The 15,695-nt window shown below is 55.2% G+C and carries 18 protein-coding genes; 12 read left to right on the forward strand and 6 right to left on the reverse strand.

The window, feature by feature from the left end; translation table 11 throughout:
* Nucleotides 1–64: 64 nt before the first annotated feature.
* The gene (locus BLT38_RS19340) at nucleotides 65–838 is read left to right on the forward strand and encodes an ABC transporter ATP-binding protein (RefSeq protein ID WP_083346649.1); all 774 of its coding nucleotides are present in this window, start codon (nucleotides 65–67) and stop codon (nucleotides 836–838) included.
* Nucleotides 826–2,436, forward strand: a complete 1,611-nt coding sequence (locus BLT38_RS19345; protein WP_083346650.1) for a hypothetical protein — start codon at nucleotides 826–828, stop codon at nucleotides 2,434–2,436. The genes BLT38_RS19340 and BLT38_RS19345 overlap by 13 nt, the downstream gene beginning before the upstream one ends.
* An 18-nt stretch (nucleotides 2,437–2,454) precedes the next feature.
* On the opposite strand, the gene BLT38_RS19350 is transcribed toward BLT38_RS19345, so the two are convergent.
* A complete protein-coding gene (locus BLT38_RS19350) occupies nucleotides 2,455–4,578 on the reverse strand; it encodes a prolyl oligopeptidase family serine peptidase (RefSeq protein ID WP_231966631.1) in 2,124 nt (707 codons plus the stop codon).
* A 65-nt stretch (nucleotides 4,579–4,643) separates the two neighbouring features.
* Between BLT38_RS19350 and BLT38_RS19355 the strand changes: the two genes are divergently transcribed.
* Together BLT38_RS19355 and BLT38_RS19360 are read left to right on the forward strand one after the other, a co-directional pair.
* Nucleotides 4,644–5,654, forward strand: coding sequence for a VWA domain-containing protein (locus tag BLT38_RS19355; protein WP_083346651.1), 1,011 nt, complete (start codon nucleotides 4,644–4,646; stop codon nucleotides 5,652–5,654).
* A gap of 55 nt (nucleotides 5,655–5,709) precedes the next feature.
* Nucleotides 5,710–6,438: an Ig-like domain-containing protein gene (locus BLT38_RS19360; protein WP_083346652.1), complete on the forward strand. Its 729-nt coding sequence runs from the start codon at nucleotides 5,710–5,712 to the stop codon at nucleotides 6,436–6,438.
* Between the two features lie 5 nt (nucleotides 6,439–6,443).
* Here BLT38_RS19360 and BLT38_RS19365 read toward each other — a convergent pair whose 3' ends face one another.
* Nucleotides 6,444–6,737, reverse strand: coding sequence for a hypothetical protein (locus BLT38_RS19365; RefSeq protein WP_083346653.1), 294 nt, complete (start codon nucleotides 6,735–6,737; stop codon nucleotides 6,444–6,446).
* Between the two features lie 232 nt (nucleotides 6,738–6,969).
* On the opposite strand from BLT38_RS19365, the gene BLT38_RS19370 reads away from it, so the two are divergent.
* Nucleotides 6,970–7,326, forward strand: coding sequence for a glycine zipper domain-containing protein (locus BLT38_RS19370; RefSeq protein ID WP_083346654.1), 357 nt, complete (start codon nucleotides 6,970–6,972; stop codon nucleotides 7,324–7,326).
* 83 nt (nucleotides 7,327–7,409) lie between these two features.
* Nucleotides 7,410–8,489, forward strand: a complete 1,080-nt coding sequence (locus BLT38_RS19375) for a DUF3298 domain-containing protein (protein WP_083346655.1) — start codon at nucleotides 7,410–7,412, stop codon at nucleotides 8,487–8,489.
* 24 nt (nucleotides 8,490–8,513) lie between these two features.
* On the opposite strand, the gene BLT38_RS19380 is transcribed toward BLT38_RS19375, so the two are convergent.
* Nucleotides 8,514–9,185, reverse strand: a complete 672-nt coding sequence (locus tag BLT38_RS19380) for a DUF882 domain-containing protein (RefSeq protein ID WP_231966632.1) — start codon at nucleotides 9,183–9,185, stop codon at nucleotides 8,514–8,516.
* Nucleotides 9,186–9,402: 217 nt separating this feature from the next.
* Here BLT38_RS19380 and BLT38_RS19385 point away from each other — a divergent pair, with 217 nt between their 5' ends.
* From BLT38_RS19385 to BLT38_RS19400, 4 genes are all read left to right on the forward strand, one after another.
* Entirely contained in the window at nucleotides 9,403–10,443 is a 1,041-nt protein-coding gene (locus tag BLT38_RS19385; protein WP_083346656.1) for a Gfo/Idh/MocA family protein, read from the forward strand.
* Between the two features lie 234 nt (nucleotides 10,444–10,677).
* On the forward strand, nucleotides 10,678–10,878 hold the full coding sequence (locus BLT38_RS19390) for a cold-shock protein (RefSeq protein WP_047490646.1): 201 nt from the start codon (nucleotides 10,678–10,680) through the stop codon (nucleotides 10,876–10,878).
* Between the two features lie 217 nt (nucleotides 10,879–11,095).
* A complete protein-coding gene (locus tag BLT38_RS19395; RefSeq protein ID WP_083346657.1) occupies nucleotides 11,096–11,581 on the forward strand; it encodes a hypothetical protein in 486 nt (161 codons plus the stop codon).
* 123 nt (nucleotides 11,582–11,704) lie between these two features.
* Complete coding sequence (locus BLT38_RS19400) at nucleotides 11,705–12,259, forward strand: glutathione peroxidase (protein WP_083347214.1); 555 nt, start codon at nucleotides 11,705–11,707, stop codon at nucleotides 12,257–12,259.
* Nucleotides 12,260–12,262: 3 nt separating this feature from the next.
* Here the strand turns inward: BLT38_RS19400 and BLT38_RS19405 are convergent, their stop codons facing one another.
* From BLT38_RS19405 to BLT38_RS19415, 3 genes are all read right to left on the reverse strand, one after another.
* Nucleotides 12,263–12,595: a hypothetical protein gene (locus BLT38_RS19405; protein ID WP_083346658.1), complete on the reverse strand. Its 333-nt coding sequence runs from the start codon at nucleotides 12,593–12,595 to the stop codon at nucleotides 12,263–12,265.
* The gene (locus BLT38_RS19410) at nucleotides 12,592–13,158 is read right to left on the reverse strand and encodes a hypothetical protein (RefSeq protein ID WP_083346659.1); all 567 of its coding nucleotides are present in this window, start codon (nucleotides 13,156–13,158) and stop codon (nucleotides 12,592–12,594) included. Before BLT38_RS19410 ends, BLT38_RS19405 begins: the two co-directional genes overlap by 4 nt.
* A 476-nt stretch (nucleotides 13,159–13,634) precedes the next feature.
* Nucleotides 13,635–13,967, reverse strand: coding sequence for a hypothetical protein (locus BLT38_RS19415; protein ID WP_083346660.1), 333 nt, complete (start codon nucleotides 13,965–13,967; stop codon nucleotides 13,635–13,637).
* 505 nt (nucleotides 13,968–14,472) lie between these two features.
* Here BLT38_RS19415 and BLT38_RS19420 point away from each other — a divergent pair.
* Together BLT38_RS19420 and BLT38_RS19425 are read left to right on the forward strand one after the other, a co-directional pair.
* Nucleotides 14,473–15,315, forward strand: a complete 843-nt coding sequence (locus BLT38_RS19420) for a hypothetical protein (protein ID WP_172838360.1) — start codon at nucleotides 14,473–14,475, stop codon at nucleotides 15,313–15,315.
* Nucleotides 15,293–15,694, forward strand: coding sequence for a hypothetical protein (locus BLT38_RS19425; RefSeq protein WP_083346662.1), 402 nt, complete (start codon nucleotides 15,293–15,295; stop codon nucleotides 15,692–15,694). The genes BLT38_RS19420 and BLT38_RS19425 overlap by 23 nt, the downstream gene beginning before the upstream one ends.
* Nucleotide 15,695 lies beyond the last annotated feature (1 nt).

Genomic DNA, 15,695 nt, shown 5'->3' on the forward strand with positions numbered 1-15,695 from the left:
TTGTCGTACTGAAATCGCCAGAAAAATCTGTGCGAATGGTCCGCTCATCGCTATCATCAGGCGCATGCCTGACATTGCGGTGCAGACGTTTGGACTGACTCGTCGTTTCGACGAGACGGTTGCCGTGCGCGACGTGAACCTTTCTGTGGAAGCGGGACGCTTCTTCGGCTTTCTGGGCCCAAACGGTGCAGGGAAGTCCACCACCATCAAGATGCTGACCGGCCTTCTGGCTCCTTCAGAAGGTAGAGTGGTGATCGCCGGGATGGACATGGCGTCACACTCATTGGAAGCGAAGCGGCTCATCGGCGTGGTTCCAGAGGGCATGGCGCTCATGGGCCGTCTTACCGGTTTTGAGTATCTGCGTTTCGTTGGCCGTATGTATGGCCTGACACGTGGACAGGCAGAAGAACGCGCGCAAGAGCTGTTGCAATTCATGGATCTTGCGTCCGCGCCTCGCAAGCTGGTGGCGGACTATTCACATGGGATGCAGCGAAAGCTGGCGTTGGCCGCAGCGGTCATTCATACGCCGCGCATTCTCTTTCTCGACGAGCCATTTGAAGGCGTGGATGCCATCGCAGCAGGAACGCTGAAACGCATGTTGCAACGCATGACGGAGCGCGGCGTCACCATCTTTCTGACGACACATGTGCTTGAGATTGTGGAGGCGCTGTGTTCGCACGTCGCCATCATTGATAAAGGTTCGCTGGTAGCGCAGGGATCACTCGACGAACTGCGGGCCGGCGTGGCGCATGAAGGCGAGCGTCTCACGCTGGAACAGATATTTCTGCGCGTGGTGGGCGAGCGTGAAAACATGCAGGAGCTGTCATGGCTGGCCTGAACGATCTCTCGCTGCCACGCGAGCGTGATCAGCTTGCAGCCTTGTTTGAGATGCGGTGGCGTCTCTTCGTCCGCAACATGACGCGTGACGAAGCCAAGGTTTCCTTTGTGTTGTGGCTTACTGGGCGGCTACTGGTTCTGTTGTTTTCTGTGGGGCTGGGCGTTATCGCAGCCTTCGTCCTGTACTTCATGCAGTCGCGTGGACAGGTACTTTCACCTGTATTCCATACGGTGTTTGTCGGCTGGCAGTTAATGAATCTGTTTCGCGGTTCATTGCCGCAAGGTGCTGAAGCTGAACTCTACCGTTTCCCTTTGCGCTTCCGTACGTATGTTCTTCTGTGGCTTTCCGCAGGCGCCTTTGAAGGGCTCACACTCATCGGCTCATGGATCTGCCTGGGCATGTTTGTCGGCATCGTTGCGGGCGGTGGCAACGTGTTACGCAGCGTTATTGTGATGCTGCTTTTTTACGCACTGAATCTGTTCACGACACGTGCTGTATTTCTGTGGCTCGGTCGCATGCTTGCTAGCAGACGCGCGCGGGACATCGTCCTCATCCTCTCGTCGTTGCTGAGCATCGGACCACAGCTTCTGCGCATGCACCACGAACGGATCGCAGGATGGATGCAAAAGATCTCGCTGCCACCATGGTTTGCGTATGTGCTGCACATAGCTCCCGGATATCTCGCCGCGAAAGCCTTGCAGCCGGCGAACGACATGTCCTTGCTCCTGTTGGCGGCATGGACTGCCGCAACGGCAGGTGTGCTCTTACTGGGACTGCATCGCTCGTTTCGAGGTGAAGAGTCGCATGAGTTTCGCGCGGCAGCGTCGGATTCTATTGCAGCGCGCAAGAGGAGCAGTGATCAACGAGATGGACCTCTGGTGGGTGCTATCGCGGCCTGCGAGTGGGACAAACTGCGCCACGGTGGCGCTGCCATCTATGCGTCTCTCTCACCGCTGCTATACCTCGTGTTCTTCGGCCTACGACTGGCGCGAGGTCCTTTGGGTACATGGATCGTGCCGATTGCAGCAGGTTATCTCGCTCTGTCTTTGCGATCTGTAAATGTATTTGGACAAGACGGACCGGGAGTGCAGACCTATCTGTTGGCACCTGTTCCGCTGCGCACCATTCTCTTAGGCAAGAATCTGTTTGCGGCAATGCTTTACATCGCACAGGTCCTATTGGGCTCTGCCGTGTTGATGCTGGTGACGCATCGAATCGGCATCGCGCCTTTAGTGTTTACTGCGCTGTGGATGGTGGCCTACGCCTGTGCCGCGTTTACGCTGGGAAATCAGCGTTCACTGAAGCGACCGATGCTTGTCCCAACAGGCAAGGTCACTCTGCGTGACGTGCGTCAGGCACGTCGCAGCGGCGGTGGTGGAGGCTGGATGAACCTGCTGTTGATCTTTGGAGGTGCCGCTGTCGGAGGCGCAGCCATCGCGCTGAGTTTCTGGCTGCACATGCCAGTCCTGGCGCCCATCGTCATGTTGCCTTGTGCCATTGCCAGCGTGATCGTGTACCGCAACAGCCTTCGAAGCTCGGCATATAACGGCGACATTCTTCAGGCAGAAGCACTGATGAATGTCGCTCGCACTGCGTGAACTCGGCGTCGAATGCGATTACTCGACGCCAAGCTCGCGCAGGAAGAATGCCTGAATGTCTGCCTCAACATCCAGTCGTTTTGAGAGAGGCATGCCGCCACCATGCCCCGCTCGTGTCTCAATGCGAATGAGTACCGGTGCGGGCCCGGCTTGATCCTTCTGCATCTGCGCTGCAAACTTGAAGCTGTGTGCAGGAAACACGCGATCATCATGATCGGCCGTGAAGATCAGCGTGGATGGGTACTTCGTCCCGGATTTCAGGTTATGCAGCGGCGAGTATTTATAGATCGCATGAAACTCCGCTTCGTTCTCACTAGGAGAACCATAGTCGGCCTTCCATCCCCAGCCCACAGTGAACTTATCGAAGCGCAGCATATCCATCACACCAACGCCTGCTGCCACTGCACCAAACAGATCGGGCCGTTGCGTAATCATCGCGCCCATCAATAGTCCGCCGTTCGATTCTCCTCGAATGGCAAGCTTCTTGGATGAAGTGTACTTATTGGCGATGAGCCATTCCCCGCTTGCAATGAAGTCATCAAACACATTCTGTTTGTTTAGCTTCATGCCCGCCTGGTGCCATGCCTCGCCGTATTCGCCCCCGCCACGCAGGCACGCCAGCGCATATACACCGCCACGTTCCAGCCAAGGAATCAGCGTGGCAGAGAAGTAAGGCGTTAGGGAAACATTGAAGCCACCATACGCATACAACAGCGTGGGGTTATTGCCATCCAGCTTCAGACCTTTTTTATAAGTCAGAAATACAGGAACCTTTGTGCCGTCTTTGGAAGTAACAAACACTTCCTTCGACTCATACTGCGTGCGATCGAACGCAACCTTCGGTTCGCGGTACACACTGGATTGCAGAGTCTTCATGTCAAGCCGGAAGATCACATTCGGCGTGGTGAAATTCGCGAAGCTATAGAAAGTCTCTTCGTCATCACGCTCGCCACCGAATCCTGCTGCAGTTCCAACACCCGGCAAAGCAAGCGTGTGCACGTGCTTGCCCTTTTCATCGAACAACTCCACCTGCGTGTGAGCATCCTGCAGATATTCCGCAATCAACGTGCGATGCACAAGCGACACGCTATCCAACTTGCTCTTCGCTTCAGGAATAACAGTGGTCCAGTGCTCGCGTTCCGGCTGTTTCAAATCAATGGCAATCACCTTGCCGTTGCTTGCATTCAGCGTCGTGTACAACCAAATGTGCGATCCATCGTTGCCAATCGGAGAGTAAGTCGCATCGGCGTTTGAGATCAGTCGTTGCACCTTCGCATGCGGATCGGTCAGGTCAAGCACTGCGAGTTCATTGTTCGGACTGGTGCCTTGCTGCTGCGTGATGAGCAGATATTTCCCATCATCCGTAACGCCACCGAAGATATAGATCTCCTTGTTATCCGGACGTTCGAAGATTACGGGATCGTTCTTCTGCGGCGTTCCCAGCTTATGAAAGAAGACCTTCATGCTGAAGTTCGCAGCCTTCAGTACGTCGCCATCGGGTGGGGCATCGTAGCCGCTGTAATAGAAACCACTGCCATCCAGCAGCCATGCAGCACCGCCAAACTTTGTCCACTGGATCACGTCAGGTAGGTCCTTGCCTGTCGTCACATCGCGGACAATGATTTTCTGCCAATCACTTCCCGCTTCACTCAGCGCAATCGCCGCAAACCGACCATCATGCGTGATGGAGAGCGAATTGATCGCCATCGTGCCGTCAGCAAGATAGGTGTTGGGATCAATCAACTCGCGCGGCTCACCGGTCAAACCCTCTGTCCAGTAGACGACTGCTTGATTCTGCAATCCGCTATTGCGCGAATAGAAGTAACGACTGCCCCGCTTCTGCGGCATGGAGAAGCGCTCATAGTTCGCCAGATCCATCATCCGTTTGTGAATGCCGTCACGAAACGTCAGCGGTTTGAAGTAAGCAGCGGTGACCTCGTTCTCCGCATCAACCCATGTCTTTGTCTCTGGCGAATCCAGATCTTCCATCCAGCGATACGGGTCGCTGACCTTAGTACCAAAGTAATCGTCAACCTGCGGAACGGTGTGCGGTGTGGGATAGTGCAAGGCGGTGGTGCTCCTGGGTGTCTGGGCGGTGGACATGCTGGCGGCCAGCAATATCGCTGCAAGGTGCCGATACATGTCTAACCCCGTCGCATGGAAATTTACGGCTCGCCAACTGAGTGTAACGCCGTCACAATAGCAACATGAGTTTGCGCGGATGGGTTTGCGGTCTTCTGGTGGCGGTTGGTGGCGTTCTGCATGCACAACAGCAGGCCACGCCGCCAGCACCGACAGATCAGCCATACACACTGCAGACCAGCGCCAAGATCGTGCTGGTGCCCACCACGGTCAGCCTCAAAGGGCAGATTATTTACGGCCTGAAGGCGAATCAGTTCCACATCACAGACAACGGAGTGGACCAGCCGGTAACGCTGGATGAAGATGCGGATTCATTAGGCCTCTCTCTTGTCGTGGCAGTACAGTGTTCGCGCATGGCCATCATGGAGTACGAAAAGCTGGAAGGACTGCCGCAACTACTTGAAAACCTTGTCGGCGGCGGCAAGCGTGAAGTCGCACTGGTCCGCTACGGAAGCCATCCGGAATTAATCCAACCCTTCACTCGCTCCAGCGCAAAGGTCGATGCGGCCATGCAGAAGATGGGCCCATGTGAAGACGACAAGAATGCCACACGCGATGCCGTCAGTTACGCAAGTTCCATTCTCGAGAATCGCGACAGCCACAACCGCCACGCAGTGCTGTTGATTGGTGAAGAGCGCGACCACGGCTCGACGGTGAAAGAGGCAGATCTGATCGCCCAGCTTGGCCGCAGCAACACTGTCGTGGATGCGGTGGCGTACTCACCCGGTACGAATGAATTGCGTGAGGAAACGACGCACTTTCGTGGTGGTTCTGGCCCTATTGGTTTGTTGCTCATGGCCGTTCAGGCGATGAAGAAGAACACGGTGAAGTGGCTCACAGCACAATCAGGCGGAGACTACTTCGGCTTCCACAATCGCAATGGCTTCGATGAAAGCCTCACGCGGCTCAGCAATCGCGTACACAACTACTACCTGTTAAGTTTCCCAGTCCCCAAAGGTGCAGATGACGGACTGCATGAGATTCGTGTAAGCGTCCCCGAATATCCCAAGGCCGACATCCGTGCGCGTCGAAACTATTACGCCGGCAACACGCCTCCGCCGGATGTAGAAAAGTAATGAGGCCCGATCCCATGCTTCATAAAGTAGCCAAAATGCAGGTTGATCGCGTCCAATGAGCAAGAGGCTACTATTCTTTGCGAATGCCTCAGGTGAGGTGCATTTGCAATCCTGGATTCGTGCCGCTGCGGCGCTGGCTGTGACTGTGGGCTGTTTTTCGCTCACGGGCTGCAGTGGGTTTTTCTTTGGCACCGGTGTCACTGTCACGTTGACACCTTCTGCGACCAACGCCACCTCTGGCACCAGCATCACGCTCACGTCTACTGTGGCCGCTGCTGACCCGGCAGCGCAGAAATCACAGGGAACTCCTGCAGGCAGCGTCGACTTCTATGACGGCAGCACAGATCTGGGAACAGGAACACTCAGCAGCGGAACCGCTACTCTGGCGGTAACTACGTTGGCCGTGGGTACCCACACGGTATACGCAATGTTTGATGGTTCGTCGTCTTATAACCAGGGCACATCGCCAAGCAAGACCATCACCATCACCTCCAGCGGCAGCAGCCTTACGGCTACGTCAACGACTCTTAGCCTTTCCGCAAGTAGCATCGCAACCGGAGGCTCAGTGACCATGTCGGCAACCGTGTCTCCCACCGCAGCTTCGGGCAACGTTAATTTTTACAACGGCTCCACGCTGTTGGGTTCTGGCACGTTGGCCAGCGGAACAGCAAGCTTCACAACTACGGCATTGCCCACTGGAAGCGACTCCATTACGGCCACCTATGAAGGTGACACCACGTATGCTTCCAGCACCTCAAGCGCCGTCACCATAACGGTGAACTAAGTGAACTAAATGTGTTGCACCACCGTGGTATGCCTGCGGAGATACCAACATGGTGGCAGCCATCCATTGGACGTGAGCGGAGGAAAGATACTGCGCGCGCACGTGATCGTGATATCGCCGTCAAAGTAATACTCTTCCTTGTTGCGCTTTAGCTCCGCTGCGCTTACCTGCGTGACAGTCACTTCATCCATGCCATTGCCGCGAGCCGCACGGATGCGCCATACGATCCAATCCGCACCCACGACCACACACACAATCAACAGCGCCAACGCCGCAATGCGAAGAATCAAGCGAGCCACGCAAACCTTCCTTTCTCTGCATGTGTAGTCATACATCACTCGAGGCCCGCGATGCTATGTCTGCATGCGGGGATGCATGAAGACGCAACAAAGCGAAACGGTTGCGCAGCATGAACATCGATCTCCGAAGAACTTGTCACTTCGGGAAAACTCTGAAATCACTTCCGCATCTATCGGGTTGGTAAAGATACGGAGCTGCCCACGAAGAATGGCGGCGAGGAGGTAAGGGACGATGAGTACTTTCGGAAAAAAGATTTCAGGTTTGGTTCTTGGTGGCGCCATGGCGCTCGGTATGGCGGCCCCTATGGTGGTGTCGCAGAATGCAAATGCACAACATCACGATTCGCGTTATTACTATCGCGACAGCCACGGCAACTGGCACAAACGCCATAGCGGTATCGGCACCGGCAAGGGTGCATTGATTGGTGGCGGTGCAGGCGCGGGTATTGGCGCACTGGCAGGCGGCGGTAAGGGTGCGTTGATCGGCGGTGCTCTGGGCGCAGGTGGCGGTGCTCTGCTGGGCCACGCCAACGAGGAAAAGCGCCACAGGGATGAAGCGCGTTACGACGCTTACGGTCGTCGCTACTAACAGCACTCGAAGTTTACGAAACACGCTGCCCTCATGATCAGGGCGGCGTGTTCGTTTTTGCGTAGACTTGCATCTGAAACCATATGCGAAGAAACGTCTGGACAGCGCTGCTCCTGTGCGGCGCATTCGATTGTGCAACGGCACACGCTGCCAGCTTTGATTGCGCGAAGGCAAAGCGACCCGTAGAGCGCGCCATCTGCAGCGATCCGAAGTTGAGCGCTGCAGATTCGGCAATAGGTGTTTCCTATCGCAATGACCTTTCACGGTTGTCTTCCAACAGTGTTGGTTTATTGCGCGTGGACCAGGTGCAGTGGCTCGCCTATGTGCAGCAATTGTGCCGAGTCAATGAACCTGCCGTGACGAGAGCAACCGCAGCAACATGTTTGAAGCCACTGTATGACGCGCGCATCAAGCAATTGCGTAGCGCAGTCGGTGTCCGTGATGGCGTCGCATTTCTCACGCGGACTCAATTTCTAGCAGAAGCAGACGCGGAAGGCGGCAATCCGAACATGCCCGCAGGCGAGCATCCCGGTTACGGCACACTGCAGGCAACATGGCCAGCGGCAGACACAGATGCAGAAGAGTGGATTGCATGGAGCGCCGGCGTCGAAGCACACATGCTGAAGACTGCAGGCGCAGGACAGCAGCAGGAACTCATCAACGGAACAAAACGGACACTGCCAAAAACATGGGACGACACAATGGCCGCGGGTGCGGATTCGCAGATCAAAGGCGTCTTGCGCAACGTGGAACATGATCGTGTCACCACCGTCATCACGGCCTTTGGCATGGGCCACGGCGCAGCGCATCCTTACGAGACATCTGAGACGCTTACCTGGCTGTTAAAGCAAAAACGAGCGTTGCGTGCAGAGGATGTATTCGCCGACGCATCGTGGAAACACCGCATCGGTGAGATGGCATGGGCGGATCTCAGCGCAAGAAACAAGAAGGAAAAGTTTCTTTACGAGAACATTGATGGCCCGCAGGTGAAAGCGTTACAGGACGTACTGAGTGATGTAACGAACTGGACGCTCGAAGCGGACGGCTTGCACATCAGCTACCCGGACTACACCATCGCGCCAAGGCTCTATCATCCCGAAGACACAGTGTTGTCATGGACACAGCTAAAGCCGCTGCTGGCAAAGGGATTCGTCACACCGTAAGACTCTTGTGAATGCGATCTGTTGTTAAGCGCGACGGCTGCGACGCGAACCCTTGCGCGAAGCAGTCTGCAGCGAGCGTCCACCAAACTGCCACTGGCGCACCGGACCCACATCCACATGGACGAACTGGCTCGTGGGGTAATAACCCACGCCGCCCATGCCAAGCGAAAGAGCAGCATTGCGCAGTGCCAGCGTGCTCACGCCGGGAATACGAATATCAATCGCCTTGGAGAGCATGTGTTGCGAATGCTCCGCCACGCCGGTTGAAGCGGAACGCGTACGCAGAAAGTTGTTGGACCACGGTGTGCGGTAGCCGCAAACAATATCGATGGTGGCGTTCGGCTTGCCCAGTTTCACCAGCAGCGCATGCAGCAGATCAAACTCGCGCGGATCGTAGTCGGCGGTATCTTGCGTGCGGTGGTCGCGAAGGAAATGGTTCAGCTTCACAATCCCGCTCTGGTCATACTCGCCATCGGTCTTGTATTCCACTTCGATGTCTTCGCCCGTATGAAGATGGTGCATCTTCAGGCGGAAGGTCTCTGCCAGTGTGGGCTTTGCCGTGGCCGGCTTGGCAACGGGGTTTACTGGAACTTCTTCCGCGGCGCGAACAGCGCGTGCGCCTGCGGCAATTCCAAGTGTGGTGAGTGTGGTCAAGGCAACGGCAAGCGTGCGGCTGGTGCGAGAAGAAAGGTTCAAGCGAAAGGGCTCCGGTCCGGAAATTGGTAAAGCGTCGTGCCTGAGCGGGGACTTCCATTTCGCGACCTGCAAATGGCATTCTCCGATGCCGATTTGTCCGCTCCAGTGCGCTACTTCATTTATTTTACCCAATTCCGTGGGCAACGTTGCGAAACACACTGGCATCATGGCGTCACACGCTGCCACATCCGGGTGATGGCGCATATAGGCTAGGGGCATGGGTCTGCTGGATCGTTTTCGCTCCTCAAAAGCCGCTTCTGAAGGGAAATTCGGCTTTGCCGTGGTCGGTCTTGGGCATATTGCCAAGCCTTTTCTGCAAGAACTCCGCGGTTCGCTCACCTGCCGTGTATCGGCCGTGGTCAGCGGCGACGCCGCGAAGGCCAGCGCCATCGCAAAGAAATATGGTGCAGAGGCCACCTATTCTTATGCCGATTTCGACCAGATCGCCAACAATCCAGCGATAGACGCCGTGTATCTCGCACTCCCCGTCAGCCTCCATCGCGAATACACGGAACGCGCCGCAGCAGCAGGGAAGCATGTGTTGTGCGAGAAGCCAATGGCCTCCACCGCTGCCGACGCGGAAGCAATGATCGCTGCATGCCGGAACGCAGGTGTACGACTCAGCATTGCGTATCGCTGCCCGCACACCATGCCGCACAAGCATCTGCGCGAACTGATCAGGCAGGGCACATTCGGACCGCAATCATCGTTGCGTATCGAAAGTGGATTTGGATTTGAGCTCAAGCCCGGCTGGCGCGATCAAGGCACGCTCGCGGGAGGCGGATCTCTCTGGGACGTAGGGATTTACCCACTGAACGCAGCCCGTTTTCTGCTGGGTGAAGAGCCCATCGCCGTCGAAGATGCCTCCGCCACATGCGATGCCAACGGCATGGAGCGCGAGGTGCGCTGGACGAGCGTATTCCCATCAGGCGCGCGCGCAGTCTGTGTTTCTTCCTACGAACGCGATATCCCTGACACGTCGCGGATCACAGGGGAGTTCGGCACCGCGCTGATGGCCCCTGCATTCCGCTGGCAGGAACCGTATCGCATCCGGGGTGAGGTCCATAACCCCGCCTACAATCGCCCCATGGAAATCAAGGTGCGTGAACTGGATTTTCCTGAGTTCCGCCTGGAAGCAGAGGAGTTAGCTGCTGCCGTCCGTGAAGACCGAAATACCATTACGCCGGGCGAAGAGGGGCTGAGGGATTTACATGTGATGGAAAACATTTACCATGTAGTGAATATCCCAGGTTTTTGAAAACAGAGAATGCCTTAATTGCAACAGGAATGGTGCAAATATCAGGCGTCATTGTATTTAGACGAAATGAACCAGGAAAAAGTCGCGATGATTTCCTGGGGTTTGTGCTACGCTATTCGCAATCGTTTGACCCTCAGTTTTGGTTCTTTGCTCGCCCTGCCCAAACGCACTTGCAAAACCTGTATTGAGAGATTCAGCGAAACACCAACGAAGTATTAGGACAGGGACAAGGCAATGGAACAGGGTAATGTGAAGTGGTTCAACGACGCTAAGGGTTTTGGATTCATCTCGCGCGACAACGGCGAGGATGTATTCGTTCACCACACCGCAATTCAGGCTCAGGGTTTCCGCTCGCTGCAGGAAGGCCAGCGCGTGAGCTTCAATGTGGTGAAGGGACCGAAGGGCTGGCAGGCTGAGAACGTACAGCCCGTCTAACTCTATGAGTTTCTGATGGAAAGAGGGCGACCTTCGGGTCGCCCTCTTCGCGTCTGCAACAGAAAATTCACACCGACTGACGCGTACGACGAAATGCGCATCTTACCAACTGTGTGCATGCAGGAGGACTGCCCTCCCCCACTCAGAACCTTCCGGGTTCCTCTGCATGTTCGGAGACACAAATTTCATCGGGCCGTTAGGGCCAGGAGCACACAGGATGCGCGTTGTTGTGCAGGATAAGTACTACCTTCGTGATTTGCACCGCGAAATTGATCTTTACGACCGTAAGCTGATTCACCTGCAGAAGCATGAGGTCTTCGCGACCGAAACTCTGCGAGACGCTGCCGTGAAGAAGATGGCAACCAAGCGTGAAACCCTCGTGGCAACCGCACGGTCGCTCGCCGCTTCCGGCATCGAGTATCACGAGAGCGAGCTTCCCCGGTCATTCCGTCCGGAAGGCTGGACGGACAACGTCTGCCATCACGACGACACGGCTGCATCGGTTGAGGAAGTGGCTGCCGCTACCTCCGCCATGCGTGCTGCTGAAGGCATTTCAGCGTTCGGAAAAAAGGTGAACTATCTGCAGCAGCAGGCGCTTCGCGAAGAGGAATCTCCTCTGGCGATTGCGTTGGGCTCGTGGCAGGACGATCTGGCTGCATACAAGAAGCGCCGCCAGAAGACCGCCCTGGCTGCTGCTATCTAAACAACGAATCTCTTTTGCGGCGGGTGAAACGGTCTGAAAAGACCAGGTCGCCCGCCGTTTATCTTTCATTGTTTCTCCAAGCCGGAACCACGATTCGCTGGTACCGGCTTTATGCTGGATGCCATGGCTTTCGATCTATATTCCGTACCTCTCACACGCATGGATGGCACCGTCACCACGCTGGGCGAGTATCGCGGCAAGGTGCTGCTGATTGTGAACGTTGCCTCAAAGTGCGGCCTCACGCCGCAGTACGATGCACTGGAAAAAACCTACAAGCGCTATCACGATGCCGGCTTTGAGGTTCTCGGCTTTCCTGCGAACGACTTCGCCGGACAGGAACCGGGTTCCAACGACGACATCCAGCAGTTCTGCCGCAGCACCTTTGGCGTGGACTTCCCCATGTTTTCGAAGATCACCGTCGTGGGGCCTTCGAAGCATCCGTTGTATGCAGCCATGATCGAAGCGCAGCCAAGCTCATCGGGCCCAGGCAAGCAAGCCATGGTGGATGGTCTGGTCAAGTTCGGTGTGAACCCGAATGAAGAACCAGAACTCCTCTGGAATTTTGAAAAGTTCCTGATCAGCCGCGAAGGCAACACCGTTGCTCGCTTCTCGCCAGACACAGTGCCCGATGCACCAGTGATCACCCAGGCAATTGAGCGCGAATTGGAAAAGCGCTAACGCTTACAACGCATCAAGAAATGGTGGGAACGTCAGCAACAAGCTTGCGGCTAGCAATACAAACGCCACGGCCACAATCTTCCTGACGTTCACATCCTTCTTCGCCCACAGGCGATGCAGCAACAGCCACGTCGCAAGCCACACCGCGATCGTCACCGTGGTCACTCCGGAAAGCGCGCCGGTAGGGCGGTAGAAGATCAGCGCATTCTTGATAGCTGGACTCTTGTCACCGGCAAGCGTCAGTACACCAAGCACAGCAGCGCCAACTCCCGCAGCCAACGTTGCTGCAGCACCAGCACCGTTCGGCAAGGAACGTGTCTCGGAAGCAGAGTTCATTTTGCCTCCGCCTGCGAGAACGTATAGACGCGCCCGCCAACCGTGGGCGCATATTTGTTGATCATCGCGCCCCACGTGCCCGCCACCGCTGCAGAAGCAAACGCCACAATGGTGAACCACAACACAGCACTGCGTAGATAGCGTTGGTTTTTAAGATCGCTGCCGTAGTGAAAAAACGTGGCTGCCGCCATCGTCATGGCAATCGGACTTAGCCACGCAACATGTTCTTTCCACTCCATGCCAAGCGTGTGCCAGCCAATCGTCGTTGGGCTCGACTTCAGCAACAGCTGCGGATACATCGCCAAATCATGCGTCCCAGCCGGTGCCACGGCGCGGTACCAGGGATAGACAATGTAAGTCCCGCTAAGAACAGAGAGCCACGCCAGCAACGCCATAGCCAGCAGATACCACTTCAATACAGCGTCCGTTTGGTCGCTGGTAGTGCCGTTGCTTCGACAGATACTCCAAAGCTGATAGACGGCAGCGGAACACGCCAGAAGAAACAGCGCACCAAAGCCCATGCCATGGATCAGCGTCCAAAGACCGCGAGATGTAATTTCCATCGTCCTGCCTTTTGCGCAAAGCATCGCTCTTTCTCGAAGAGGGAGCCGAACAGCTTCGCTTGTGTCGATACGGCAACATCTTAACGAACAAAGATGAAGGCAGGCTGAAGGGGAACGAATCCAAAACGGCAAATGGTCCTATCAGCCGTAAGGGGCAAATAGGACCATCGCGAAAATCGCTAAGCCACAGAAATTGATGGTCGGGACGACTAGATTCGAACTAGCGACCTCACCCACCCCAACCAGCTCCAGCGGACAATCCCAGCAATTTGGCCTTATTCCTCAATGCGCTAGGCGAGTTGAGAGAATCCCACGAAACACTAACTGCACCCAGACTGCACCCACGTTTGCACCCGGATTCAACGCTGGCATGATTCCCGTATTCAATACGCGGCACAGCTAACAGCCAGCCCTAATCCGTCCCATCTATCCCCAGCCTCACTCCGCGTATTCAATACGCAGCACGCCAGTGCTCTTTAGTTCATCCAACCGTCCTCATCCCCCACCAGATCGAGCCATCCACTGGACGGTGCCTCACCTTCTCCACTCAGCCACTCTGCCGCGAATACCCCCGCCGACTGAACGTGATGATCGTCGTCCCACTCTTCAACTATCCCTTTCACGCTCATGCGTTCGCGTAAGACAGCTATTTGGGCATCAATGCCCTCGATGTTGCTATCCCCAAACGCTGTTACAGGTGGAATCAAGTTGCGCAGTTTGATGAGTAGCGATATTTCTGCACCTATTTCATCGGGCGTGCGCGTGATGCGATGGGCTAAGCCCGTCGTGATTGAAATGACGTTGTTCATGGGTGACTTGCTCCTCGTGAAGTTATGGCAACCATCAGAGGATGACGTGACTCGCAAGCCTTGGGAAGTATCAAGAAAATTAGCTTTTAATTTTGTAGTAAACCGCCGTTGCATATAAAGGGCTTACCAGCTCCCTGAAATTTGTCAAAGCCTTAGACCGACCGGCGTATTTAATACGCGCCATCCTAGCCCCATTCGTTCGTACCCACACATATTGAGCCAACCGCTGTCAAAAAAGCGGCACGAAGGGCACGCCAGCCCAGATCAGCTGTTCCACTTTGGTTCTTTCAGTAGAGAGGATGGCAAATATTCCGTTAGAACCTAAGACCCTGCATGGTAGGCTGGCTCACACTCAAAATTGCCGTTCGAGAGCACGAAAAAAATGCAGCCGTCAAAACCGTCGCGTAACAAAGTTGGTCAGATTCTAGGGAAGTACAGCATCGCATCCGTCCGTAGTTGGTTGGCACGTAAGGGATTGCGCACCACGATGGGAAGCCGGGATGAAATGACAACGAAAGTCCACGACCTGGTGGACAAGGAAAAGCTTACCGAAGATGACCTTATTGAAGGTGCCATCGGAATTGAAGAAGCGAGTGCAAAGCGCGTGTACCTGTATCGCATCTCGACTTCAGCAGCGGACTTAGAGAAGATTGACGCCCAATTGGAAGCTCTCCAAATCCCACTATCCACCGAACGCACTCCTTCTGTGTCACCGACGAAAAAGCCCAAAATGATGTACGCGCTGAACGACCCCACGGCGTTGCGGGTCAAATGGAACGAGCAGCACATTCGCACAAAAGTGGATAAAAAGAATGAGCGGTTTGACCCGGTGCCAGAACCCAAGATTGTTGTTCTCGTCGTTGATAAGAAGACGGGTCTAGTGCAAATTCGCTACGATAAACCTGGGGATAAGCACATTCACGAGATTGACGGTGAACCCAAAGCCCAGGCCTATTTCGACTACTACAGGGAGCAGGCCGAAAATCTGCTTGGGCTTCCTTTGGAACCTATCGAACTGCGAACTGGCTTAGAGAAGACATTGAAGATGGTTCCTCCTGTTGTGACTGTTGCGCATGTGGTCGATGAAGATGAAGAGGGTATTCAGTCGAAGCGTACCCAAAAGAAGATCGGTAAAGACTTGCGTGATACAAAAGCCTGGAATCAGATGATGCAAGACCCGATGGTACGCACTTATGAAGAGGCACCATTGCGTTGGAAACACGGAATGACTGGCGGGAAACTCACCCGTGAGGTCTTCAGCAACGTGGATGCTGCAAACGGACAAGTACGGTTCGATGCACACTGCTCTGAGGAAGAAATAGATTATGTCCTTGCTCAACTGGTTTAAGCGATCAAGCCCGTCGTCGCCCCAGCTCAATGCGCTTGTCAACAGGGTTGTTGTTTACCTGCGAAGCAGACCTGGTGGCGATCAAGTCGTGCCCAAAATCGTTGGGAAGGCTATAGGGGAAACGGAGATTCGTGCGCTTACTGCTCTACGTGTGCTTGAAGAACAGGGCATCGTTCACCATCATTTCGGCCTGTACTGCACGGAAAAGGGCATCCCGCTGGAGTCCATTGACGACCTGTCGCAGCTTCCGGCGGAGAAGTATTGCGATGCCTGCGATGAAGATCATTCTGAAGCTGAGGGGGAGTACAAGGTAGAAATCTACTACACGATAGACCCACGAAGGTTGGCACAATTCAGAGAACGTAAGGTGGCGGCCTAGC

The organism is Terriglobus roseus (genome assembly GCF_900102185.1).
GTDB classification, from domain to species: domain Bacteria; phylum Acidobacteriota; class Terriglobia; order Terriglobales; family Acidobacteriaceae; genus Terriglobus; species Terriglobus roseus_A.